At 48.6% G+C, this 23458-nt stretch carries 20 protein-coding genes; 5 read left to right on the top strand and 15 right to left on the bottom strand.

Annotated elements, in window-relative coordinates; translation table 11 throughout:
• The 6 genes from B067_RS0118130 to trxA all read right to left on the bottom strand — a co-directional run.
• Positions 1–182: transposase (locus B067_RS0118130; protein ID WP_019531516.1), on the bottom strand; the 182-nt coding region annotated here is incomplete at its 3' end.
• Positions 183–260: 78 nt separating this feature from the next.
• On the bottom strand, positions 261–2096 hold the full coding sequence (gene ilvD, locus B067_RS0118135; protein ID WP_026244769.1) for a dihydroxy-acid dehydratase: 1836 nt from the start codon (positions 2094–2096) through the stop codon (positions 261–263).
• 79 nt (positions 2097–2175) lie between these two features.
• Positions 2176–3312, bottom strand: a complete 1137-nt coding sequence (hemW, locus tag B067_RS0118140) for a radical SAM family heme chaperone HemW (RefSeq protein WP_019531518.1) — start codon at positions 3310–3312, stop codon at positions 2176–2178.
• A 73-nt stretch (positions 3313–3385) separates the two neighbouring features.
• Entirely contained in the window at positions 3386–4849 is a 1464-nt protein-coding gene (gene ubiD / locus B067_RS0118145; RefSeq protein WP_019531519.1) for a 4-hydroxy-3-polyprenylbenzoate decarboxylase, read from the bottom strand.
• Positions 4850–4937: 88 nt separating this feature from the next.
• Complete coding sequence (rho, locus tag B067_RS0118150) at positions 4938–6200, bottom strand: transcription termination factor Rho (protein ID WP_019531520.1); 1263 nt, start codon at positions 6198–6200, stop codon at positions 4938–4940.
• 223 nt (positions 6201–6423) lie between these two features.
• Positions 6424–6750 carry a thioredoxin TrxA gene (gene trxA, locus B067_RS0118155; RefSeq protein ID WP_019531521.1) on the bottom strand — a complete coding sequence of 109 codons (327 nt, stop codon included), beginning with the start codon at positions 6748–6750 and terminating at the stop codon, positions 6424–6426.
• Between the two features lie 172 nt (positions 6751–6922).
• On the opposite strand from trxA, the gene B067_RS20945 reads away from it, so the two are divergent.
• Positions 6923–8431 (top strand): Ppx/GppA phosphatase family protein, encoded by a 1509-nt coding sequence (locus tag B067_RS20945; protein WP_083921469.1) that lies wholly within the window; start codon positions 6923–6925, stop codon positions 8429–8431.
• Here the strand turns inward: B067_RS20945 and B067_RS0118165 are convergent.
• Complete coding sequence (locus B067_RS0118165; protein ID WP_019531523.1) at positions 8428–10821, bottom strand: hybrid sensor histidine kinase/response regulator; 2394 nt, start codon at positions 10819–10821, stop codon at positions 8428–8430. The genes B067_RS20945 and B067_RS0118165 overlap by 4 nt on opposite strands.
• A 256-nt stretch (positions 10822–11077) precedes the next feature.
• Here B067_RS0118165 and B067_RS20950 point away from each other — a divergent pair, with 256 nt between their 5' ends.
• The 4 genes from B067_RS20950 to B067_RS0118185 all read left to right on the top strand — a co-directional run bounded on the left by B067_RS20950 (position 11078) and on the right by B067_RS0118185 (position 15515).
• Positions 11078–12193, top strand: coding sequence for a methyltransferase domain-containing protein (locus tag B067_RS20950; protein WP_019531524.1), 1116 nt, complete (start codon positions 11078–11080; stop codon positions 12191–12193).
• A gap of 64 nt (positions 12194–12257) precedes the next feature.
• On the top strand, positions 12258–12911 hold the full coding sequence (gene elbB / locus B067_RS0118175; RefSeq protein WP_019531525.1) for an isoprenoid biosynthesis glyoxalase ElbB: 654 nt from the start codon (positions 12258–12260) through the stop codon (positions 12909–12911).
• 95 nt (positions 12912–13006) lie between these two features.
• Complete coding sequence (gene dbpA, locus B067_RS0118180; protein WP_019531526.1) at positions 13007–14320, top strand: ATP-dependent RNA helicase DbpA; 1314 nt, start codon at positions 13007–13009, stop codon at positions 14318–14320.
• 49 nt (positions 14321–14369) lie between these two features.
• Positions 14370–15515 carry a MalY/PatB family protein gene (locus B067_RS0118185; protein WP_019531527.1) on the top strand — a complete coding sequence of 382 codons (1146 nt, stop codon included), beginning with the start codon at positions 14370–14372 and terminating at the stop codon, positions 15513–15515.
• Here B067_RS0118185 and htpX read toward each other — a convergent pair.
• The 8 genes from htpX to B067_RS0118225 all read right to left on the bottom strand — a co-directional run bounded on the left by htpX (position 15512) and on the right by B067_RS0118225 (position 23395).
• On the bottom strand, positions 15512–16402 hold the full coding sequence (gene htpX / locus B067_RS0118190; protein WP_026244773.1) for a protease HtpX: 891 nt from the start codon (positions 16400–16402) through the stop codon (positions 15512–15514). The two genes, B067_RS0118185 and htpX, sit on opposite strands and share 4 nt — an antisense overlap.
• A gap of 117 nt (positions 16403–16519) precedes the next feature.
• Positions 16520–17107, bottom strand: coding sequence for a DUF2238 domain-containing protein (locus tag B067_RS0118195; protein ID WP_019531529.1), 588 nt, complete (start codon positions 17105–17107; stop codon positions 16520–16522).
• A gap of 87 nt (positions 17108–17194) precedes the next feature.
• Entirely contained in the window at positions 17195–19627 is a 2433-nt protein-coding gene (locus B067_RS0118200) for an acyl-CoA dehydrogenase (RefSeq protein ID WP_019531530.1), read from the bottom strand.
• 78 nt (positions 19628–19705) lie between these two features.
• Complete coding sequence (locus B067_RS20955) at positions 19706–20332, bottom strand: exopolysaccharide biosynthesis protein (protein WP_019531531.1); 627 nt, start codon at positions 20330–20332, stop codon at positions 19706–19708.
• Positions 20325–20975, bottom strand: a complete 651-nt coding sequence (locus tag B067_RS0118210; protein WP_019531532.1) for a DUF998 domain-containing protein — start codon at positions 20973–20975, stop codon at positions 20325–20327. Before B067_RS0118210 ends, B067_RS20955 begins: the two co-directional genes overlap by 8 nt.
• Positions 20976–21091: 116 nt before the next feature.
• Positions 21092–21403 carry a TonB-dependent receptor gene (locus tag B067_RS20960; protein ID WP_240472888.1) on the bottom strand — a complete coding sequence of 104 codons (312 nt, stop codon included), beginning with the start codon at positions 21401–21403 and terminating at the stop codon, positions 21092–21094.
• 131 nt (positions 21404–21534) lie between these two features.
• Positions 21535–21978, bottom strand: a complete 444-nt coding sequence (locus tag B067_RS0118220; protein ID WP_156820905.1) for a M48 family metalloprotease — start codon at positions 21976–21978, stop codon at positions 21535–21537.
• Between the two features lie 208 nt (positions 21979–22186).
• Entirely contained in the window at positions 22187–23395 is a 1209-nt protein-coding gene (locus tag B067_RS0118225) for an IS256 family transposase (RefSeq protein WP_019531535.1), read from the bottom strand.
• Positions 23396–23458 lie beyond the last annotated feature (63 nt).

The following is a 23458-nucleotide window of genomic DNA, read 5'->3' on the forward strand; positions in this document are numbered from 1 at the left end:
TTCAAGGAGGCTACCAGCATGTTATTGTCAGATAGATAAATTCTACGCCAACGATGCAGTAGACCGATGTTAATGTCTAGATCAACCGCAAGCTGAGCCAGCGTACCAGGGGTTTCAATAGAACGCCGGACGGCTTCGAGCCGAAAAGCCTCCGTGTATCGTTTATTGGGTTTGTATTGCATAAACACCTCTCAATTACTTCATTTGAAAGGTGTCCGTTTTTTTGGGGTCACATCATACAGCTGCCTGCCATGGCAGGCTCACTTAAGCATCGATACATCCCTAACCGCCCCTTTATCCGCACTGGTGGCCAGTAATGCATAGGCTTTCAGTGCAGTGCTTACTTTGCGTGGGCGCTCTTTGACGGGCTTCCAGCCTAAGGCATCTTGCTCGACCCTGCGTGCGGCTAATTCTTCGTCGCTGAGCAGTACATTGATGCTGCGGTTGGGTATGTCGATGAGGATCTTATCGCCGTTGCGCACTAATCCTATGGCTCCGCCTGAGGCAGCTTCTGGGGAAACGTGACCTATAGAAAGACCAGAGGTACCGCCAGAAAAACGGCCATCGGTTAATAAGGCACAGGCCTTGCCCAGGCCTTTTGATTTGATATAAGAAGTGGGGTAGAGCATCTCTTGCATGCCCGGGCCGCCCTTGGGGCCTTCATAGCGCACAATAACAATATCGCCGGCTTTAACTTTATCGTCGAGTATGTTTTGCACCGCTTCATCTTGTGATTCGGTGACGTGAGCACTGCCTTCAAATACTAAGATAGAGTCATCAACACCAGCAGTTTTCACTACGCAGCCGTCTAAGGCAATATTGCCTTTTAGCACCGCTAGGCCACCTTCTAGGCTAAAGGCGTGTTCTATGGAGCGTATACATCCCGAGATACGGTCGGTATCTAAGCTGGGCCAGCGGGTGGATTGGCTGAAAGCGGTTTGGGTAGGTATGCCTGCAGGGCCGGCTTTAAAAAACGTGCGCACGGCTTCGCTAGGGTTGCGCATAATATCCCAGGTATCCAAAGCCTCAGCCATGGTGGCGCTGTGCACGGTGGGTAACTCGGTATGCAGTACCCCTGCGCGGTCCAGCTCACCTAAAATAGCCATAATGCCGCCGGCACGATGGACGTCTTCAACGTGGTATTCAGGGGTGTTAGGGGCAACCTTACATAGTTGAGGAACGGTTTTAGAGAGTCGGTCTATATCCTCCAGAGTGAAATCAATTTCAGCTTCTTGGGCGATAGCGAGTAAATGTAAGATGGTGTTGGTTGAGCCACCCATGCAAATATCAAGGGTTATGCAGTTTTCAAACGCTTTAAAATTGCCAATATTACGGGGCAACACACTTTCATCGTCTTGTTCATAATAGCGCTTAGAAATCTCGACAATTAAGTGGCCGGCGCGCTTAAATAATTGCTCGCGGTCGGAGTGGGTTGCTACCACGGTACCGTTACCCGGTAGTGCCAAGCCTAAAGCCTCAGCCAAACAGTTCATGGAGTTGGCGGTAAACATGCCTGAGCAAGAACCGCAGGTAGGGCAGGCGCTGCGCTCGTATTCGTCAACTTTCTCATCGCTGGCGCTGTCATCAACGGCAATGACCATGGCGTCAACTAGGTCCAGTTTCTGGTCGGCTAATTTGGTTTTACCCGCTTCCATAGGCCCGCCGGTAACAAATACCACGGGGATGTTAAGGCGCATGGCAGCCATCATCATTCCCGGGGTGATTTTGTCGCAGTTAGAAATACACACTAGGGCGTCGGCGCAGTGGGCGTTAACCATGTATTCAACGCTATCGGCAATCAGATCGCGCGACGGCAGGCTGTATAGCATGCCATCGTGGCCCATGGCGATACCATCATCCACCGCTATGGTATTAAATTCTTTGGCGACACCACCGGCCTTTTCGACTTCACGGGCGACTAACTGCCCCATATCTTTTAGATGTACATGGCCGGGTACAAATTGGGTAAACGAATTGGCAATAGCAATAATAGGCTTCTGAAAATCGTCATCTTTCATGCCGGTAGCGCGCCATAACGCGCGGGCGCCAGCCATATTACGGCCACTGGTGGAGGTTTTAGAACGATATTTCGGCATAGTTGGCCTCAAGATGGTGAGCAAAAAAAAAAGAGCTATTTTAGCATAGCTCAGAGATTGGGCTATACCCATTGCACCATTAAAAAGCGGCGAGCACATCGTTTAAAAAACGGCGGCCTAGTTCGGTGGTGCTAATACGGTCATTATCGCGCTGTAGAAGTTGTCTGTGCTGTAGTGCGGTTATAGTGTTTTCTAGGCAGGTATAGTCCAAGCCTGTGTGTTGTTGAAACAGTTCTATAGTAAAGCCCTGATGTAGGCGCAAGGCGTTCATAATAAATTCTAATGGCAGCTCTTCGTGACTGAGTAGGCGTGAGCCGGCTGAATAATCCTGCTGCTTGTTTAAATAATCGGCGGGGCTGCGGGTTTGCCACTGGCGTTTAATTTGTTGTTGTTTGAGGTCGGTGATTTTACCGTGCGCGCCTGCGCCTATGCCTAGGTAGTCGCCAAACTGCCAATAATTGCTGTTGTGCTTAGAGCTTTTATTATTTCGGCTAAAGGCAGAGACTTCATAATGTTGAAAGCCGTGTTGTGCTAATAGCGCTTCACCGGCTTGCTGTATATCGGCTAGCTGATCATCATTGGGGATGATAGGTGGCGACTTATAAAAGGCGGTGTTGGGTTCTATGGTGAGCTGATACCAAGAAATATGGACAGCACCTAAGTCTATGGCCTGTTGCAAATCGGCCAGTGCCTGCTCGGGGCTTTGCTGGCTAAGGCCGTGCATTAAATCAATATTAAAATTATCAAAGCCGGCAGCCTGTGCTTTACCGGCAGCCAATAAAGCTTCATCGCCACCGTGTATGCGCCCCAGGTTTTTTAAATGCTGATCATTAAAACTTTGCACACCTATAGATAAGCGGTTAACCCCTGCGGCTCTATAACCTTGAAACTTTTCTTGTTCAAAGGTGCCTGGGTTGGCCTCTAAGGTGATTTCTATATCTTTGGCAAAGGGGATACGTTGTGCGACACCCTCGAGTATGCGATTAATGGCTTGGGCTGAAAATAAACTAGGTGTGCCGCCGCCTATAAAAATAGAATACAGCTCGCGGCCTTGCACGGCAGCTAATTGAAAATCCAAATCTGCCAGCAGGGCGTCGACGTATTCCGCTTCGGGTAAAGCTTGCTCAGAGGTGTGCGAGTTAAAATCACAGTAAGGGCATTTACGCACGCACCAGGGGATGTGTATGTATAGGGATAATGGCGGTAGCAGTAGCATAGTAATGAGTCGCTAGTGGGTAGTCTCTAGTCGCTAGAAAAAATTCAGTGCGCTAGAGACTAATGACTATAAATTAGAGACCTAGAGTCTCCCAAAGTTCGTCTACGCGTTGTTTTACTTCGTCGCTCATGGCTATGGGTGTGCCCCATTCACGAGTGGTTTCCCCCGGCCATTTGTTGGTTGCATCCATACCAATTTTTGAGCCTAGGCCTGAAACCGGTGAGGCAAAATCTAAATAGTCTATGGGCGAGTCTTCTATAAACATGCAGTCGCGTTTGGGATCCATACGTGTGGTCATAGCCCAAATAACATCATTCCAGTCGCGGGCGTTAATGTCGTCGTCGGTGACGATAACAAACTTGGTGTACATAAACTGCCGTAGAAAAGACCACACCCCCATCATCACTCGCTTAGCGTGACCGGCGTATTGCTTTTTCATAGTGACTACCGCCAGGCGATAGGAGCAGCCCTCGGGGGGCAGATAGAAATCGACAATTTCTGGAAATTGTTTTTGTAATATCGGTATAAAGACTTCGTTCAGCGCTAAGCCTAAAATGGCGGGCTCGTCGGGTGGCCGGCCGGTGTAGGTGCTGTGGTAAATGGGATCTTCGCGATGAGTGATATGGGTAACCGTCATTACCGGAAAGCTATCCACTTCATTGTAGTAACCCGTGTGGTCACCAAAGGGGCCTTCCTCGGCCATTTCACCGGGAGCGATATAACCCTCTAAAATAAATTCAGCGCTGGCGGGCACCTGTAGGTCATTGCTAATGGATTTAACCACTTCGGTTTTGCTGCCGCGTAATAAACCGGCAAAGGCATACTCGCTCAAACTGTCGGGCACGGGGGTGACCGCGCCTAAAATCGTGGCGGGGTCGGCTCCTAAGGCGACAGAAACCGGATAGTTTTTACCGGGATTTTTCGCTTTAAATTCTTGGAAGTCTAAAGCGCCGCCACGATGGGATAACCAGCGCATAATGAGTTTATTTTTGGCGATGACCTGCATGCGATAAATGCCTAGGTTCTGCCGTTCTTTCTCGGGGCCACGGGTGATGACTAAGGGCCAGGTAATTAACGGGCCGGCATCGCCGGGCCAGCAGGTTTGTATAGGCAGTTGGCCTAAGTCTACGGCCTCGCCTTCTTTAACGTGAAACTGGCAGGGGGCATTGCTTAATTCTTTAGGTGCCATGTTTAGCACCTGCTTTAACACAGGCATTTTTTGCCAGGCGTCTTTTAAGCCTTTGGGGGGGTCGGGTTGGCGTAAATAGGCTAGCAGTTCACCCACTTCCCGCAGTTTGCTAATATTTTCTTGACCCATCCCTAAGGCGACACGATGCTCGGTGCCAAATAAATTGGCTAATACCGGTGTATTAAAACCTATGGGGTTTTCAAATAAAATGGCCGGGCCACCTTTGCGCAATACGCGGTCGCAAATTTCGGTCATTTCTAAGTGGGGGTCTACAGGTTCGCTGATGCGAACTAACTCGCCTTGTTGCTCTAGCGAGTTTATAAAGTCGCGAAGATCTTTATATTTCATTAACGGGGGGTCTCTAGTTGAGAGTCTCTAGTCGCTAGGCGTGAATGCTAACACTGGCGACTAGGAACTAGAGACTAGGGACTGATTGCTATTTTCTTTTCATCGACAGGAAGAATTCGTCGTTAGTCTTAGAGTTTTTAAGCCTATCTAACAAGAATTCAACCGCTGCGGTATCTTCCATGCCGTGTAAAAGCTTACGCAGTATCCACATGCGTTGTAGCTCTTCTTCACCGGTTAATAACTCTTCGCGGCGGGTGCCGGAGCGGCGAATATTAATAGCAGGGTATACTCGTTTTTCAGCAATCTTGCGATCTAAGTGCAGCTCCATATTACCGGTACCCTTAAACTCTTCGTAGATAACTTCATCCATTTTAGAGCCAGTATCGACTAGCGCGGTGGCGATAATAGTAAGGCTGCCGCCTTCTTCAATATTACGAGCCGCACCAAAGAAACGCTTGGGGCGCTCTAGGGCGTGGGCGTCTACACCACCGGTTAACACTTTGCCCGATGAAGGGATAATAGTGTTGTAGGCGCGCGCTAGACGAGTAATAGAATCTAATAATATGACCACGTCTTTTTTGTGCTCAACCAAACGTTTGGCTTTTTCTATAACCATTTCGGCCACTTGCACGTGGCGTGTAGGCGGCTCATCAAAGGTTGAGGCGACCACTTCGGCTTGCAGTACGGAGCGCTGCATATCGGTAACTTCTTCTGGGCGCTCATCAATAAGTAACACGATGACATAACATTCGGGATTATTGCGCACTATGCTTTGCGCAATATTTTGCATCATGATGGTTTTACCGGCTTTCGGTGGTGCTACGATTAAGCCGCGCGCACCTTTACCTATGGGGGCGGTTAAGTCGATGATGCGACCGGTTAAATCTTCGGTAGAGCCATTACCTGCTTCAAGGTGCATGCGCTCATTGGGGAATAGGGGGGTAAGGTTTTCAAATAAGACTTTATTTTTCGATTTGCCTGGCTCGGTGTAGTTAACGTCGTTAACTTTGAGTAGGGCAAAATAGCGTTCGCCGTCTTTGGGGGGGCGTATCTTGCCAGAGATGGTGTCGCCGGTGCGTAAGTTAAAGCGGCGTATCTGGCTGGGGGAGACATAAATATCGTCGGGCCCCGCTAAGTAAGAGCAGTCGGCTGAGCGCAAGAAACCAAAGCCATCTTGTAGTATCTCTAATACACCATCGCCGTAGATATCTTCACCGCTTTTGGCGTGACGTTTTAAAATAGAGAAGATGATGTCTTGTTTGCGAGAGCGGGCGATGCTGTCTAAGCCAATTTCTTTGGCAATGTCTAATAGTTCTTGGGTAGGTTTGGTTTTTAAGTCGGTTAAATTCATAAGATTGTATTTGCGGTGAATGGAATAGAAACGTCAAATGATGGACGCGGGCGCGTCATACCTGAGTGTTTTGGAGTTATAATTCTGATTCTTAGATAAGATTGGTGAAATAGCTACAGGACATGCAGCTACTTTTTAATCTAACACTGAAATTGCAAAGCGTCCAGCCCCATTTACACTTTTTATGGTTTTAGGCGGGCATGGGGCTGACGGTCTATGCGGCTTAAAGCGCTGCGTCTATAAATTCCGTAAGCTGGGCTTTAGATAGTGCGCCGACTTTAGTAGATTCGGCTGCGCCGTTTTTAAAGATGATTAACGTGGGAATGCCGCGTATGCCAAATTTGGGGGCGGTTTCTTTGTTGGCATCAACATCGATTTTGCAAATTCTCAGTTTGCCTGCATAGTCGCCGGCAATTTCTTCTAAAACAGGAGCGATCATTTTGCAGGGGCCACACCACTCAGCCCAAAAATCTACTAGTACGGGCAGCTCAGAATTTAGGACGTCGGCTTCAAAGCTGGCGTCAGTTACGTGGATAATGTTGTCGCTCATGGATATCTCCATTTATTAAAGATCGGTTAACAATAAAAAGGGCTAATAAAAAGGGAGCCCATCTTAGCATTGTTGCTGTGTATATCGAAACCCAATTAATAGGGTCTATTAAGTAGCACTATGTGTGCTATGAAGCAGTAATAATGGACTAAGTAATCTAGAATCTATGGTTATGAAAAAACAGTATACAGAAGATGGTGCCTTATTCGCGGCCATAGATATAGGCTCCAACAGCTTTCATATGGTCATCGCCAAGTATTATCAAGGTGAGTTGCGCCCTATAGCGCGCATAGGTGACAAGGTGCAGCTGGCGGCAGGTATGTCGGCAGGCATGTTGGCGGAGGATGCCATTGTCCGTGGCTTGGCCTGTTTGCAGCGTTTGCAGCAACGCCTAGAGGCCTGGCCCCAGTTGTCGCTTAGGGTCGTGGCTACCAATGCTGTACGTGCGGCTAAAAATGCCCGTGATTTTATCGCGCCGGCGGAGGCGATTTTAGGTTGCTCTATAGAGACCATTGCTGGCCGGGAAGAGGCGCGACTGATGTATTTAGGGGTGGCTCATAGCTTGGCTGATGATGCTGAGCAACGGCTGGTCATTGATATAGGCGGGGGCAGCACTGAAGTGGTACTGGGGCAGCGTTTTCAGTCGCTGCTTACCGAAAGCTTACATATGGGCTGCGTCTCTTATTTACAGTATTTCCCTGAGGGTAAAATTACCCGTGAGGGTTTTCAAGAGGCCTATAACGCCGCCTACCGTGAACTACTTAAGGTGCGCGGCCAATACTTGGGGCGCTGGCAAAAGTGCATAGGCGCATCAGGCACCCTGCTGGCCATAGAGCAGGTGTTAATTCAGTATGATTTTTCTAAAAGCGGCATAGATCACGAAAATCTAGTGCCACTATTAGAAATGCTGCTCACCTATGAGCATTTAGATGAGGTGTCTTTTCAGGGCTTAAAAGAAGATAGGCGGCAGGTATTTGCCTCGGGCTTGGCCATTACTATGGCTTTATTTGATGCCTTAAATATACAACGTATGAGCCTGTCCGATGGCGCCTTGCGCGAGGGCGTGCTGTACGACCAGCTGGGCCGCAGCGAGCAGGCCGATGTTAGGGAGCACAGCGTGCAGGCGCTGGAGCGGCGCTACGATGTTGATACCAGTCGGGCCAAGGCCGTAGAGGAGTTTGCCCTGAATATGTTTGATAAGGTGGCGGCGGGCTGGGCGCTACAGGCGCATCCCGACCGTCGCTTATTAGTGTGGGCTGCGCGTTTACATGAAATAGGTTTAGCGGTATCCCACAGCCATTTTCATAAGCATGGCGAATACTTAATACGCCATGCGGATTTGGCGGGGTTTTCCCGAGGCGAGCAACAAGGGCTAGCGCTGCTGGTGCGCGCCCACAGGCGTAAATTCCCTGCGGCCATATATGCCAAGCTGGACTGGCCCGCCGATAGCAAGCGTAGGCTGCGCTGCGTGGCGGTGATTTTGCGTTTAACGGTGCTGCTTAAACACTTAGACCCGGTAGAGGTTTTACCGCAGTTTGGGGTGGAGCCGGTGGGTGACGATGGCCTGCGCTTGACCTTCCCCGATGGTTGGCTAGCCAATAAGCCACTTACCGCCGCAGAGCTGGCGCAGGAGAGCGATAGCTTAGCGGCGATAGGGTTTGGTTTACGCGTGCTGGGTTAGAGTTTGAGCAACTTAGCGCGCTGGAAGGCGCTAGCTAAGTCGGCTAGGCTTACCGGTTTGGCTAAATAATCATCCATGCCGGCATTGCTGACGGCAATGCGGTGTTCCTGCAAGGCGTGAGCGGTGAGCGCTACTATGCGGCAGGGCTCTAGTTGATGAAGTTCTTCAAACTGGCGTATGTGGCGGGTGGCGTCAAAGCCGTCCATAACAGGCATGTCGCAATCCATAAATACAATATCAAAGGCTTGTTCTGGCTGGCAGATGAGGTCTACCGCTTGTTTGCCGTTTTCTACAAAAACCGGTTCTATCCCAAATTTACCTAGTAGCCCTTTAATGACTATGCGATTGACACTATTGTCTTCGGCAGCCAGTACCCTAACACCTTCCACTAGCGCTAGTTTTCGGTTAAAGCGGTCGTGGTCGTGCACGGCGGGTATTTTACCCAGACACTGCGCCAAACTGAGTTTAAGTGTGGAGGGGGTAATGGGCTTGCGTATGACTTTATAGATATCGAGCGCTTTCAGTTTTTGTTCAGTAATGGTTTCGTCACTGGCGGTGACAATAAATATCGGCGTGTTCTTTAGTGTATCCACCGCCCGTATTTGAGCGGCAAGCTCCAGGCCGTTCATATCTGGCAGAATAAGATCTAGGGCAATAAAGTCAAAGGGCTTGCCCTTGGCGGCAGCATCGCTAAGTAGGTCTACTACGCCAGCGCCGTAAGGCCTAGTTTGCGTGTTCATGCCCCAGCTTAAACTATGGTGATACATAACCGAGCAGAAATATTCATTGTCTTCCACAATCAACAGGCGCTTGCCGGTAAGCGCGGTGCTGATAGCAATGTCATGGGAGGGTGAGTCGGCAATATCATCGCAGAGGGTGAATTGCGCGGTAAACCAAAAGGTAGAGCCTTGATTAACCGTACTTTCCACACCTATAGTGCCGCCCATTAGCTCGGTTAATTGTTTGCATATGGCTAAGCCCAGCCCGGTACCGCCGTATTTACGGGTGGTAGAGTTGTCGGCTTGATTAAAGGAGTCAAACAAATGATGCAGTATGTCGGGCTTGATGCCTATCCCTGTGTCTTTTACTGAAAAGCGAATCAGCGGATGATCTATAGGGCTGTTCTTTTCACGTTGAATTTCTAGGGCGACATGGCCGGTACGGGTAAACTTAAAAGCATTGCCTAATAAATTAATCAGTATTTGCCGTAGTCGGGTAGGGTCGCCTTTAATGCGCAGAGGGGTAGTGGGGCTGACGCTGCCAATTAAATCTAGGTTATTTTTGCTGGCGGTGGCGCCAAACAATTGTATGCAATCCTCGGCTAACTCCTCAAGGTTAAAGCTAGTTTGTTCCAGGGTCATTTTGCCCGCTTCAATTTTTGAATAGTCGAGGATGTCGTTAATAATCTCTATGAGGGTTTGGCCGGATCTATAGATAATATCCAAATAGTGTTTTTGGCTTGCCGTTAGGTCAGTGTCTTGTAGCAATTCCACCATGCCGATGACGCCGTTCATGGGGGTTCGTATTTCGTGGCTCATAGTGGCCAAAAACTGGCCTTTAGCCTGGCTGGCAGCGGCTGCAACCTGCGTTTCGCGCTGTGATTGTAGCTTGGCGTCTTTTTCTATTAGCAAGTCGTTTTCAATACGTCGACGCTGCGTTATATCGTTGAGTAATGTGTTGCGCATTTGATTGATAGCGTTGACCACATTATCGATTTCGTCGGGCGTGTGGCGTATTTTTTTATCTTTCAATACTAGGGGATTGCCCAATTCATCCAAGTTTAGTGTGCTGGTGTAACGGGTGATTTGATTAAGGTGGCGAATAAGATAGCGCCTGATGGCTAATAAAATAATGGTGGTGAGCACAATAATACCCAGACTTTGCACCATGGCGGTGAAGGAGGCTTGTTGCCATAGGCGCTGGTATACCCCGGTTAAAGAGGTGGTGATCTCTATAGTGCCCAGTTGCTGAGTATCGGTATCGCTATCTTGATACACCAGCGGGTGGGTGGTGATATAGGCGTTTTGCGCTAAGCGCTGAAAGTCCTGGTCGGATAAGTCACTGCGTTTGTGCTCGCGGGTTTTGGCGCTGTTGTTCCAGTCGTTCCAGGTAATGGCCACGTTAATAACATCTTCTACATCTAAGATGCCTTTTACCTGTACCGTGAGTTGCTCCTCATCAAAGCTCCATAGGCTCTTGGCTATACTGGGTAGGGTGCTGATACGGATTTGCTCGATACGCTTTTCAATACCGGAAATGTCGCTGCGGTAATTAAGGTATATCTGAAAGCTAATACCAATGGCGGCCACAATCAGACCACAGCTTAAGGAGATAAGCAGCAGTTTAGTGGCTATGGGGTTTTTCAAATTATCGGCGAGATTTTTTAGCATCGGCAGTTCGGTTAGTGTTAGTTTGCCGTGATAGCGGCTATAGAGAGGATTGTCTCTTTCACCGAGTTTAGCAGGGATGCATTATTCTGGTAGTGTTAGTCATTGATTTAACATGACTATTGATTATTAAGCCGTAAACTTGGTCGGAGCAGGATAAACGATAACGGGTAACAAAGGCCACTGTTATACTGCTGAATGCGGGTGTTGAACGTTCTGATTACATAAACGGCACTATCGGTGCAAAGAGGAAGAAGCTGTGTCAATTGAACAAAGTGTGAGTGAACGTTATGCCGAAGGTGCCGAGCAGCGTCAAGAAGCACTGTGCTGCCCGGTTGATTACGATGCCTCTTTATTAAAGCTACTGCCGCAAGAAATTATCGACAAGGATTATGGCTGCGGCGATCCCTCTCGTTATGTGCAAGCCGGTGATGTGGTCTTAGACCTAGGTTCCGGTGGCGGTAAAATTTGCTATATGGCCGCCCAGTTGGTGGGTGAACAGGGCAAAGTCATAGGCGTGGACATGACCGATGAGATGTTAGCCCTAGCGCGTAAATACCAAGATGACATGGCCAGTAAGATAGGCGGCCAGCGGGTGGATTTTAAAAAAGGCTATATACAAGATTTAGCTCTAGACGTAGCGGCGCTTAACCAATACCTGCACGCCAACCCGGTTAATGATGCCAGTGGCCTGCAGTCGCTGGAGGTTTATAAACAACAGCAATGCCAACAGCAGCCCTTAATTGCCGATAACAGTGTCAGTTTGGTGATATCCAACTGCGTACTCAATTTGGTCGATAAACAGCATCGCCAGCAAATGATCGCAGGCATCTATAGAGTGTTAGCGCCCGGTGGCCGTGTCGCCATTTCTGATATCGTGTCTGATGAGTATGTCCCTACAGTGCTACAAGATGATCCACAGTTATGGAGTGGTTGTATCTCTGGCGCTTTTCAAGAGCAAGAGTTTTTACAGGCCTTTCTCGATGCCGGCTTTGTCGCCGTCGCCTACGATAAGTGGGATGCGCAGCCTTGGCAGGTTGTTGCGGGCATAGAGTTTCGTTCGGTTACCTTGGTGGCGGTTAAACCCAGCAAAGAACAGCGGTATGATGCCGGCCAGGCGGTACTCTATAAAGGCCCCTACCAAGAAGTGTATGATGACCTAGGCAATCGCTACCCCAGAGGTGAGCGTATCGCGGTATCCAAGCGCACTTTCGATTTTATAGCGCTAGGGCCACATGCCGATGACTTTGTAGCTATTACTCCCGCGCAGGAGCAAAATCTAGGCTGTTTTACTCAGCCGGCCGCCACTAAGCGACCCGCCACGCAAACTAAAGGTGGCTGTCAGTCCACCACCACAGCCTCAGGCTGTTGTTAATCACTAATCAATCAATAGCAGCAATCTAAACAGTTCTAACCTCAACAGTTCTAGTAGGAGCAGCATGAAAAAAGTAGCAGTAGTCTTAGCCGGTTGCGGCGTTTATGATGGCGCCGAAATTAATGAAGCGGTATTAACCTTATTAAGCCTAGAGCAAGAAGGCGCCGCGTATCAGTGCTTTGCCCCCGATATGGCGCAAATGCATGTTGTGAATCATCTTAGCGGTGAGGTGAGCGAGGGCGAAACGCGCAATGTATTGGTTGAGGCTGCGCGCATTACTCGCGGTAATGTCCAGCCTTTGACTGAGGCCAAGGTCGATGATTTTGATGCCTTAATCGTGCCTGGCGGCTTTGGTGCCGCTAAAAACTTATCAGATTTTGCGGTAAAAGGTACGTCCTTAACCGTACAAGCCGATTTTCTTAGCTTAGCGCAAGCCATGCACGCGGCTAAAAAACCGGTGGGCTTACTGTGTATAACGCCTACCCTGTCGGCCGCTATTTTTGGGGCCGGTGTTAAATGCACCATAGGTAATGATGCCGAAGTGGCTGGCGCGATTAATGCCATGGGCGGCGAACATGTGGACTGCGGTGTTGAGCACAGCATAGTCGACAGCAAAAACAAATTAGTCACTACCCCGGCCTATATGTTGGCAGGTTCGGTGTTAGAGGCTTACAAAGGCATACATAACTGTGTCAAAAACGTACTGGCCATGGCCTAAATTTCTGGTGTAAACAATTGACTAATCCTACTGAAGGCGCGCAAAGTTTTTCTTCTCTCAATTTGCCGGAGGCCTTACGAGAAAACTTAACGGCTATGGCCTATCACTACATGAGTGATATACAGGCAGCGGCCTTGCCGCTGGCCTTGGCCGGTAAAGACTTAATCGCGCAAGCCAAAACCGGCAGTGGTAAAACCGCTGCCTTTGCGATTCCCTTATTATTAAAAATTAACCCCCGTGATTTTGGTGTGCAGGCTTTAATACTCTGCCCTACCCGTGAACTAAGCACGCAAGTGGCCAATGAAATACGTAAAATTGCCCGCTATCAGCAAAACATAAAAGTGGTCACTTTATGTGGCGGCCAATCGATAGGCCCGCAAATTGGTTCGCTAGAGCATGGCGCGCATATCGTCGTCGGCACCCCCGGGCGTATTAAAGATCACCTGCGTAAAAAAACGGTGGATTTTTCACGGGTTAATACCGTAGTGCTAGACGAAGCCGATCGCATGTTGGATATGGGTTTTATGGATGACTTACAAGGCATAGTCTCGCAAACCCCTAGTGATAGACAAACGCTATTGTTTTCGGCCACCTATCCCGACGATATAGAAAAGCTAAGCAAGCAGTTTCAAAATCAGCCACAACGGGTGAGTGTAGAAAGCCATCACGATGATGAAATTATCGAACAGCAATTTTACCTATGCGGCAAGTCACAGCGTTTTGAGGCCGTGTATAAACTCCTCAACAACTATGCGCCGGCCTCCGCCATATTGTTTTGTAACACCAAACAATATGTGCGCGATGTATGTCGATATCTCAACGATAGAGGTGTGAGTACGGCGGCGTTGCATGGCGATATGGAACAGCGCGATAGAGATCAAGTATTTGTGCAATTCAAACAACAAAGCTGTCGCTTTTTAGTGGCCACTGATGTTGCCGCCCGTGGTTTGGATGTCGATGAACTGCCCATGGTGATAAACGTAGAATTGCCTAGAGACCCCGCTATTTATGTGCACCGTGTCGGCCGCACCGGCCGCGCCGGTAAAGAAGGTTTGGCGATAAGCCTGTGCGTAGACTCAGAACGTTACAAGCTCGATGCCATAGGCGAATTTCAACAACGCAAAATCCCCTTTGATGCTATAGAGCAGGTAGAAGATAAACAGGCCGACCTCAGTGCTGCGATGAGCACCTTGTGTATAGCCGGTGGCCGCAAACAAAAAGTACGCCCCGGTGATATTTTGGGCGCGTTAACCGGTGAGGCAGGTATAGACGGTAAAGCAGTAGGCAAAATCAATGTATTAGATTATGCCGCCTATGTCGCGGTTGATAATAGCGTGGCCGATAAAGCCTTGGGCCGTTTAATCAATGGCAAAATTAAAGGCCGTAAATTTAAAGTGAAAAAGCTGTAAGCATTAAGCCAAAAGCATTAGCACAACAATAGGACATAAATTAAACCCTATGAATGATGCCTTAATAGCCCAGTATTTTGACTGCCAGTTCGATAGAAAAAGCAGCGGCGCGATGAAGTGGAATCACTACCCCGATACGCTAGTGCCCCTGTGGGTGGCCGATTCCGATTTCAAATGCGCGCAGCCTATAGTCGATGTATTACAGCAGGCGGTGGCACAAGCGGCTTATGGTTACCATAAGCCCGGTGCTAACCCTGCAGCCAATGCCGCAGTAAGCAGTTGGCTGCAACGTCAGCACGGCTGGTCTATAGAGGACGACTGGCTGGTGTGGTTGCCTGGTGTGGTGAGCGCATTCAATGTCGCTTGCTTGGCCTACTCAAAACCCGGCGACAAAGTGCTGGTGCAGCTGCCTAATTATAATCCCCTGCGCTTGGCCCCTGCCTTACATCAGCGGGAGCTTGCCCCGGTTACAACGCAGGCGCTAGCTGGCCGGTGGGTGTTAGATTTTGATGAGTTGGAACGACAGGCAGCGCAGCAACATTGTAGCTTGTTGCTATTGTGCAATCCCATGAACCCCTGTGGCTCAGTATTAACCGCGGCTGAATTGCAGCGTATAGCAACTATTTGCCTAAAGCATAATGTCACACTGTGTTCCGATGAAATTCACTGCGACTTAATTCTCAACCCCGACGAAAAACATATACCCGCTGGCAGTCTGCCGACTATAGGTGAGCAAAGCGTTACGATTATGGCGGCTAATAAAACCTTTAATGTGGCGGGGCTGAGCTCGGCCTTCGCCATTATCCCCGATAAAAAACAGCGTAGACGTTTTCAGCAAGCGGCTGCCGGTATAGTGCCGTGGGCAAATAATATGGGGGTACTGGCAACAGCTGCGGCGTTTACCCTATGTGATGATTGGTATGAAACGCAGCTAAGTTACTTACGCGGCAATCGTGATTATTTGGTTGAGGCTTTTTCGCAACTAGACGGCTTTGATTACCAGCCGGCAGCGGCAACTTTTTTGGCCTGGGTAGATGCTAGTGGCTTAGGGGTGGCGGATGTGCAGGCTTATATGATGGCTAAGGGCTTAGCGCCTTCGGCGGGTAGTGATTTTGGCTGGCCGCAATTTACTCGTATTAATTTTGCTTGCCCTAGGCGCAACCTAGAGCAAGCTATTGCGCGTTTACGCGCTTAGTAAGAATGCTGCTGTTGCAGTGCGGCTATGCGCTGGTCTAAGGGCGGGTGGCTGGCAAACAGCGCGCCAAAATTCATTTTACCTTCACCGCGTATGCCAAAGGCTACCAACTCGCCAGACATTTCACTGGGCTGTTCGTATTCTGCTTTTAAGCTAGCCAAAGCGCTAATCATAGCAGCGGGGCTGACCAAATGGGCGCCAGCCTGATCGGCTCTAAACTCACGGCGGCGGCTAAACCAAGCCACTATCACAGAGGCGAGTATAGCCAAGACTATTTCGGCAGCAATGGTGGTTACGTAATAGCCTATGCCATAGCCGCGTTCGTTTTTTAATAGTACGCGGTCGACAAAGTGACCGATGATACGGGCAAAAAACATCACAAAGGCATTCACTACCCCTTGAATTAGCGCCAGCGTTACCATGTCGCCATTAGCGACGTGGCCTATTTCATGGCCGATAACGGCTTCAACTTCATCGCGCCCCATACGTTTTAATAAGCCGCTAGACACGGCGACTAAGGCGTTGTTTTTATTCCAGCCGGTGGCAAAGGCATTGGATTGCGGGGATTGGAATATGCCCACTTCGGGCATGCCTATGCCGGCTTTTTTAGCCAGCCGCGCCACCGTATCAACAATCCATTTTTCCTCTTGCGTGCGGGGCTGGGTAATGAGTTGCACCCGCATAGCGCGCTTGGCCATCCACTTAGAGAGTAGCAGCGATACAAACGAACCCGCCATGCCGAATACCAAGCAGAAAATCAGCAGCGAAGTGAGGTTGAGGCTGCCATTGGCTTCTAAATAGTGGCCTACACCTAATAGGCTTAGGGTGATGGACGCCACTATCACAACAGCAATGTTAGTGAGTAAAAACAGTGCAATTCTTAACATGATCATCTCGTATGAAAGGTTAGTGGTATGCGCAAAACGCTAGTACAGCATATGGGGCTATTATTAACATATTGCAAGCGTGTATGCGCGTTTATATTTACGATTTTTTAGCGTTATCTAGGGTATAGCTTTTAACTGTTGGTCGTGTAGCTTAGAAAATAACAGTAGTAAACACATCGCCCCGACTAAGGCCATGGCCATATCCGATTGGGTATCCCACACATAGCCTTGGGTACCTAAAAACGCTTCGGCACTGCCACCACTGGCTAGCGCCACCCACCATTCTATCAGTTCGTAAAAAGCACTAAACGCTAAGCACAGGCTAATAATGATTAACACTAGCCAAGCCTTGCCATTGACGACCTGTTTACGCAGTAATATTTCTCTGGCGATTAATGCTGGCACAAAGCCTTGAAAGAAGTGGCCCACTTTGTCGTAGTTATTTCTTTCCGCCCCTAACAGACCATCAAACCACGGTACCTCGGCATAGGTATAGTGCCCGCCCACCATTAACACCATGCAATGCAGCAAAATAAATAGGTAGAGTAGCGGGGTTAGGCGAAAGCTTTGATAGTTTGCTGCCATTATGACTAAGCCTATTAACGCGGGCGCCACCTCAAGTAGCCAGGTGTAGCTGTCTTTAGGGTTTATACCCGACCAAATTAATACGCTAAAAAAAATAGATAGCCAAAGGTATTTAATCATTATTACTCGTTTAGCTTGTGCTTAATCAGGGCTAGTCCGTGGCAGTAAAAAATACCGCCACTTACGCCGCATCCTTTTTAGTCTTGATTATTTAAAAAAGTCTTTGTCAAAATCATCTACCTGTATGGCATCGTTCACCGCAGCTTGTGCCTGTGTATAAAGCGCCGCTTCTTCTGCTGAGATGATGTTGGCGGCAGCCGCTTGCTGCGCCAGAGTGGCTTTGTCATTTGACGGGCTTAGCTTACCGGCTTTAATGGCTTTTTTAATTTTTTTGGCTGCGGCTGCCGAGGCCAAAGTTAAACTAAAGGCATTTTCTACTCGGCCTACCGGGTCGTTGGGGTCTTCGTTGCGGTAAACGCCTGCCACCAGCCTATCGCGGCTTTCGCTTTGTTCAAGCAAGATGGCTGCGGCTTGTTTATCCAAAGCGTCGCTGGGTAGTGAGTAACAGCGGCCGTAGGGGAATAGGCTACAGCGCAGTACGCCGCCTAAACCTTTAACCGGATAATTGGCTAACACTGCCAATAAGGCTTGCTGCAATTGATAGATGCAGTACTGCATAGACCAGTGCATCAATGGTTGGTCTTCTACCGGGCGACCGTCATCCTGATAGCGTTTTAAAATGGCGGAGGCCAGGTATAAATAACTTAAACCGTCCCCCAAGCGCGCCGAGGTGCGCTCTTTAAATTTCAATTCACCGCCCAATAAAGCCAAGGTGACGTCGCTAACAAAGGCAAAGTTGGCGGATAAGCGAGTGAGCTGTTGAAAGTAAGGCTTACACTCATCGCTGCCATTTTTCGGTGCTATCACCAGCTTGGCGCAGCTTAGCCCTAGCCATACGCTGCGAACGCTTAAGCGCAGGGCGTGGCCTAAGTGAGCAAACAGGGCCTTATCAAAAGTTATTAACCCCAGTTCTTTGTTATCGTTTTGTATGGCCTGCATTTCCTGTAATAAATACGGGTGACAGCGTATAGAACCTTGGCCAAAAATCATCAGGTTGCGGGTGAGTATATTAGCGCCTTCTACGGTGATGCTTATAGGCACCGACTTATAGGCATTGGCTAAATAATTGCGTGGCCCACAAATAATGCCACGGCCGCCGTGTATGTCCATGGCGTGGTCTATTACGCGGCGCATGGTTTCGGTGTTGTGATATTTTAAAATGGCAGATAAAACGGAGGGCTTTTCTTTGTTGTCGACAAAGCTCACGGTTAATACCCGCGCGCTGTCCATTAAATAGGTGAGGCCAGCGATAGGCGCTAGCGCTTCTTCCACTCCTTCGAAATAGGCTATGGGTGAATTAAATTGCTCACGTATACGGCTGTAGGCGCCAGTGGTTAAACAGGCCAGCTTGCCGGCACCGGTGCTGAGTGCTGGTAGTGATACCGAGCGGCCTACTGATAGGCAGTTCATTAACATAGACCAGCCCCGGCCTATGCCGCTGTGGCCGCCAATAATATAATCCAGCGGGATAAACACATCCTCGCCGGAGGTGGGGCCATTCATAAAGGGCGTCTCTAAAGGCCAGTGACGGTTGCCGGTGTTTACCCCGGGCATGTCGGTGGGGATTAACGCGCAAGTTACCCCTAGCTCGGTTACTTCCCCTAGTAGGTGATCGGGGTCGTAGGCTTTAAAAGCCAGCCCTAATACGGTGGCTATAGGCGCTAGGGTAATATAACGTTTGCTCCAGCTCAGTTTTAAGCCCAGCACATCCTCTTTACCCTGCCAGCTTTGTTTACAGACTATGCCTTGGTCAATAATTGCGCCGGCATCGGAGCCTGCCTCCACCGAGGTGAGGCCAAAACAGGGTATGTCTTCGCCACTAGCTAGGCGAGGTAGGTAGTGTTGGCGTTGCTCGTCGGTGCCGTACACCATTAATAATTCGGCGGGGCCTAAGGAGTTGGGCACCATCACGGTGACCGCGGCGGTAATGCTACGGGTAGAAATCTTCATCACCACGGTAGAGTGCGCCAGGGCTGACATACCCAAGCCGCCGTAGGATTGGGGTATGATCATGCCCAAAAACCCCTGTTCTTTAATAAAGGTCCAAACGTCGGCGGGCAAGCATTTATGCTCGTGGGTGATGCGCCAGTCGTCCAGCATCTTACAGAGCTGCTCGGTGGGGCCATCAATAAAAGCTTGTTCTTCGCTACTGAGGGTGGGCTTGGGGGTGTCTAAAAAGGCCTGCCAGTTAGGGTCGCCACTAAACAGCTCGCCATCCCAGCCTACGGTGCCTGCTTCCAGCGCTTCGCGCTCGGTGCTGGATAGCTCGGGTAGGATTTTACCGGCCCATGAAAAAATAGGCTGGCTAATAAACTGTTTACGCAGCGGTGGCAGGCCCAGCAAGAAAATCGCGGCGGCGGCGATCAGGCACATAAACGCCGAACCCAACCAGCTGGCCTGCGGCCACCATAAGCTGTGCACTACGGCGGCAGTAATAAAAACCGCTAGCCAGATATAGCGATTAACGCCCCAATATATCAGCGTTAATACCAAGGCCATAAACAGTAATACAAATAACATCACGCAACTCCCTGCAAGTTAAAAAGATTTACTCTATACCTTAGCTGAGTTTAGTCAGAAGGCATTTTAATGCTGCCTTTAAGGGCTGGCATAATTAAAAAACAATAGCAGGCTCTCAAAAGCGATAAGCGCAATTATGTAGCCCACCGCTAACGCGATAATGGCAGCCAGTAAGCCTACGACTATGACTACACCGTCGCGCTCCAGCAAACCCATAGATAAAATAATTAAGGCTATAGCAGGCGGCAGGTTGCTAAACGGTAACGGCAGCATAACCACTAGGCTTAGGCTGAAAATGATAAGTCCTATGATATTGAGCACCGGCGGTAGGGTTAAGCGCAGGTAGCGAGGCTTTATATAGTGCTCCATATTGCTTATGTGCCGTAAGCATTTATGACCTATGTTGGCGACTAAGTCACTGTTTACCTTGTAGTGTTTTATCAGCGAGGGGAAAGCGGGGGTATTAAACCCGGCCAGCAGTTGTAGCCCTATGATGGCCATAGCCAGCCCTGAAAAAATGGAAACACCAGGGATTAAGCTGACAGCTGCTAATAATAACAACACCCCGCCAAAAGAGCGGCGCTGAAACTGCGCCATAAGCTGATCTATGCTCACTTTATCGGCAGGCAGCTCCGCTAAAATACGGGTTAGTAGTTTAGATGTTTGTTCGTTGTTGGGCGCAGTAGTTGAGCAGGGTTTATTCATAGTGTGTTGTATGGGCACTAAAGGCTTGTTGTTTTAGGGTGTAAGCCAAACCGGCTAGCCAGCAAGCCGAGGCGGCATAATTAATACGTTGAAATAGGCCGAATAGTTGGTCGGTAGCTATGGCATTGGCCATTAACGGTAGCATGGCTATGGCTGTAATTAGGCAAAGTAATGAAAATATAATAAAGCCTTTGCTGGCTAATAGGGTATGGCCTAAGTATAGCCACAGAGCATTGGCGATAAACAGGCTTAAAAACATGATTAGCCCTGCAGTATTATGTAATTGCTGCGAGAGTGATGCTTGCTTCGGTAGGCAGCCTGCGTCACAGGGGAAATAGCCCGCTGCAATACTGGCTATGCCGTGTACAACGATGAGCACTCCGGATGTTTTAGCAAGGGTTGATAGAGCAAAGCTTTTTATTACAGCGATACCAAAGGCGATAAACAATAAACCCAGTGGGTAATTGTTTATTAGCGGCGACATGAATTGTGTGGCAGAGCCTACGGCACCCAACTCACTCATAGCTTGATGTAGGTGGCTATAATTTGGATAAATATAGCCACTTATAGCCACGCCTACTAGTAGCCATAGTGGTATAAGCATGCCTAGTAAATAACCATACTTGTAGCCACGAGATGGCATCCGAGATAATCCTTTAAAGCTAAGGGTGTAGAGTAGGCGTTATTTTTTGCTGTATAGATAGGATAGTAAGTTGTAATAGCGTTGATATAGTTACAATAATATCCTAAATTTGTTAATTAAGTACGCACGCTCTGTTTAATAAACAGCAACAACATTAATATTAGACTAATAAATACGCTAATAGAAGCTAGGGCTAGCAGTGGGTCTATGGTCTCTGGGTTGATCAATTGGCCATACAATAAAAACAGCCCCGCCGTTAATAGCAGGATGCCGATTTGATGCAGGTAAAACTGTATTAACGCCAGTGTCGAAGTGCCATTGTGCAACCACAGTTTGTGGCATAGGGCATAAATAAAAGAAACCACAAAGCCCAATAGCAAAATGTGTGCGTGGGTGACTAATTGGCCATGGTTTTTAGACGCTGCCATAAAAATACCCAAGGCTAGGCCAACAATGCATAGCATAAGCTGCTTAATACGAACTTACGGTCCATTATTGTCTCCTTGTGCGTTGTTACTAAACAGATTTTTATCTGGGCGCTGTTTAAATGAAGCGCGCTTTATGGCCCTATCCATTTACCTGCGTCAATAGCGTATAACCGCAAGCGCTGGGCGCGTTGTTGCGGGTTACCATAGGTTTGCCAGTCACCGCTGCTGCCGCCATTTAAAAAGAGATAATAAGCGGATAGTATTTCCTGCGGAACACCATTGCTAGCAGCCCAGCGATCGGCTTCGGCTTCTCGTTGTGCGGGGTAGGCGCTGGGGTGTAGGTATTGGTGGTTAAGCGCAATATGGCCGTATTCATGGGCGCGAAAAAAGCCACAAGCTGCGCCTATCTGTTGGCAGATGATGGGGTTATATATAATTACCGCGCCATACTCAGGATGGGGTTTGACTATGGCGATATCATTAAGCTGTTGGTCGGCTATTTCGGGGACTTGTGCGCTTAGCGCCGTGGCTAGCAATAGGCTGCTAAGACTTATTAGCTGTTTGAAACCTTTCATAATCATTCTCCGAATGAAAGTGAGGGTTAATATTTAACAGCTTAATAAATATTATGGGGTTTGTTGTTGTTATTATTATGTTGTTGCATTTGTATAGATGAATGCTAGCCAGATAGCAAGCTTGCGTATTAAAACCTACTGTAGCCGCTATAGCCTAAAGGTTGGCTAATTAGCTGAGCCTGTAAATATTTCTGTGTAACTGTCTGGGTTAAATATAATCCGTTAAACGGCCTTCGAATTCAATGATAAATCGGTTCAATGCCGGCTTCCAATTCCTTATCGGCATTGTCCATTTTTTTGAAGCTTCCTGTATCGCCAAGTAAACAACTTTTTTGGCCGAGTCGTCACTGGGGAATAGCTTTCGCTTTTTCACAGCCTTGCGAATGACGCTATTGAGTGATTCGATGGCGTTGGTCGTATAGATCGCTTTGCGTATGTCCTGAGGGTAGGCAAACAGGGTGTTGAGGTTATGCCAGTGGGCATGCCATGATTTACTTATCTGCGGATACTTATCGTCCCAGCCCTCGGCAAATTGCGCTAACGCCTGTAGGGCTTCTTCTTCGGTTGCTGACTTATAAATTAATTTTAAATCTGCCGCTACAGCCTTGTAATCTTTCCAAGGCACAAACTTCATGGCGTTACGCACCATGTGCACAATACAAAGCTGTATTTGGGTATCAGGATAGACAGCATTAATGGCATCGGGAAAGCCTTTGAGGCCGTCAACGCAGGCAATTAAAATATCTTTCACACCTCGATTTTGCAGTTCAGTCAGCACGTTAAGCCAAAACTTAGCGCCTTCATTCTCTGATATCCACAACCCTAATAGCACTTTATGGCCTTCTATATTCACGCCTAGGGCCAAATAGATGGCTTTGTTGATAACCTGTTTATCCTGCCTGATTTTAAGCACGATGCAGTCGAGATAGACGATGGGGTAGATGGCATCCAGTGGCCGCGCTTGCCACTCGACAACTTGATCGATAACGGCGTTAGTCACTTTGGAGATTAGTGTGGGCGAAATATCCGCGCCGTACATTTCTTTAAAGGTGGTGACGATTTCCCGTGTGCTCATGCCCTGGGCGTAGAGGAAGAGAATTTTATCGTCCATGGAGGTAAAGCGGCGCTGATGCTTTTTAACCAGCTTGGGCTCAAAGCTTCCTGCTCGATCGCGTGGGGTATCGACTTGAAATTGGCCATTTTCGGTCTGCAAGGTCTTACTGGTAAAGCCATTGCGGCTATTAATCGCTTCCGATGTCTCGTGCCTTGCGTAACCTAAATGATCGTCTAATTCAGCATTAAGGGCCGTTTCAACGGTGATTTTGGTGAGCATCTGCCTAAATTCATTAAGATCCGCTTCGGTCTTAATGTTCTTGGCTGCGGCTTGGGCTATTGCTTTTAGTTCGTCGTGGTTCATGGCTGTCTATCCTTACCCTTTTTGGGTTTAATGATAGACAGTTACACAGATTTAGTTACAGTC

Origin of the sequence: Dasania marina DSM 21967 (assembly GCF_000373485.1) — a bacterium.
GTDB classification, from domain to species: domain Bacteria; phylum Pseudomonadota; class Gammaproteobacteria; order Pseudomonadales; family Dasaniaceae; genus Dasania; species Dasania marina.

Excerpts from the sequence above, each read along its gene's own strand:
- ilvD (WP_026244769.1), bottom strand. The coding sequence starts at position 2,096 with ATGCCGAAATATCGTTCTAAAACCTCCACCAGTGGCCGTAATATGGCT.
- hemW (WP_019531518.1), bottom strand. The coding sequence starts at position 3,312 with ATGCTACTGCTACCGCCATTATCCCTATACATACACATCCCCTGGTGC.
- ubiD (WP_019531519.1), bottom strand. The coding sequence starts at position 4,849 with ATGAAATATAAAGATCTTCGCGACTTTATAAACTCGCTAGAGCAACAA.
- rho (WP_019531520.1), bottom strand. The coding sequence starts at position 6,200 with ATGAATTTAACCGACTTAAAAACCAAACCTACCCAAGAACTATTAGAC.
- trxA (WP_019531521.1), bottom strand. The coding sequence starts at position 6,750 with ATGAGCGACAACATTATCCACGTAACTGACGCCAGCTTTGAAGCCGAC.
- B067_RS20945 (WP_083921469.1), top strand. The coding sequence starts at position 6,923 with ATGAAAAAACAGTATACAGAAGATGGTGCCTTATTCGCGGCCATAGAT.
- B067_RS0118165 (WP_019531523.1), bottom strand. The coding sequence starts at position 10,821 with ATGCTAAAAAATCTCGCCGATAATTTGAAAAACCCCATAGCCACTAAA.
- elbB (WP_019531525.1), top strand. The coding sequence starts at position 12,258 with ATGAAAAAAGTAGCAGTAGTCTTAGCCGGTTGCGGCGTTTATGATGGC.
- dbpA (WP_019531526.1), top strand. The coding sequence starts at position 13,007 with ATGGCCTATCACTACATGAGTGATATACAGGCAGCGGCCTTGCCGCTG.
- B067_RS0118185 (WP_019531527.1), top strand. The coding sequence starts at position 14,370 with ATGAATGATGCCTTAATAGCCCAGTATTTTGACTGCCAGTTCGATAGA.
- htpX (WP_026244773.1), bottom strand. The coding sequence starts at position 16,402 with ATGTTAAGAATTGCACTGTTTTTACTCACTAACATTGCTGTTGTGATA.
- B067_RS0118195 (WP_019531529.1), bottom strand. The coding sequence starts at position 17,107 with ATGATTAAATACCTTTGGCTATCTATTTTTTTTAGCGTATTAATTTGG.
- B067_RS0118200 (WP_019531530.1), bottom strand. The coding sequence starts at position 19,627 with ATGTTATTTGTATTACTGTTTATGGCCTTGGTATTAACGCTGATATAT.
- B067_RS20955 (WP_019531531.1), bottom strand. The coding sequence starts at position 20,332 with ATGAATAAACCCTGCTCAACTACTGCGCCCAACAACGAACAAACATCT.
- B067_RS0118210 (WP_019531532.1), bottom strand. The coding sequence starts at position 20,975 with ATGCCATCTCGTGGCTACAAGTATGGTTATTTACTAGGCATGCTTATA.
- B067_RS20960 (WP_240472888.1), bottom strand. The coding sequence starts at position 21,403 with ATGGCAGCGTCTAAAAACCATGGCCAATTAGTCACCCACGCACACATT.
- B067_RS0118220 (WP_156820905.1), bottom strand. The coding sequence starts at position 21,978 with ATGAAAGGTTTCAAACAGCTAATAAGTCTTAGCAGCCTATTGCTAGCC.
- B067_RS0118225 (WP_019531535.1), bottom strand. The coding sequence starts at position 23,395 with ATGAACCACGACGAACTAAAAGCAATAGCCCAAGCCGCAGCCAAGAAC.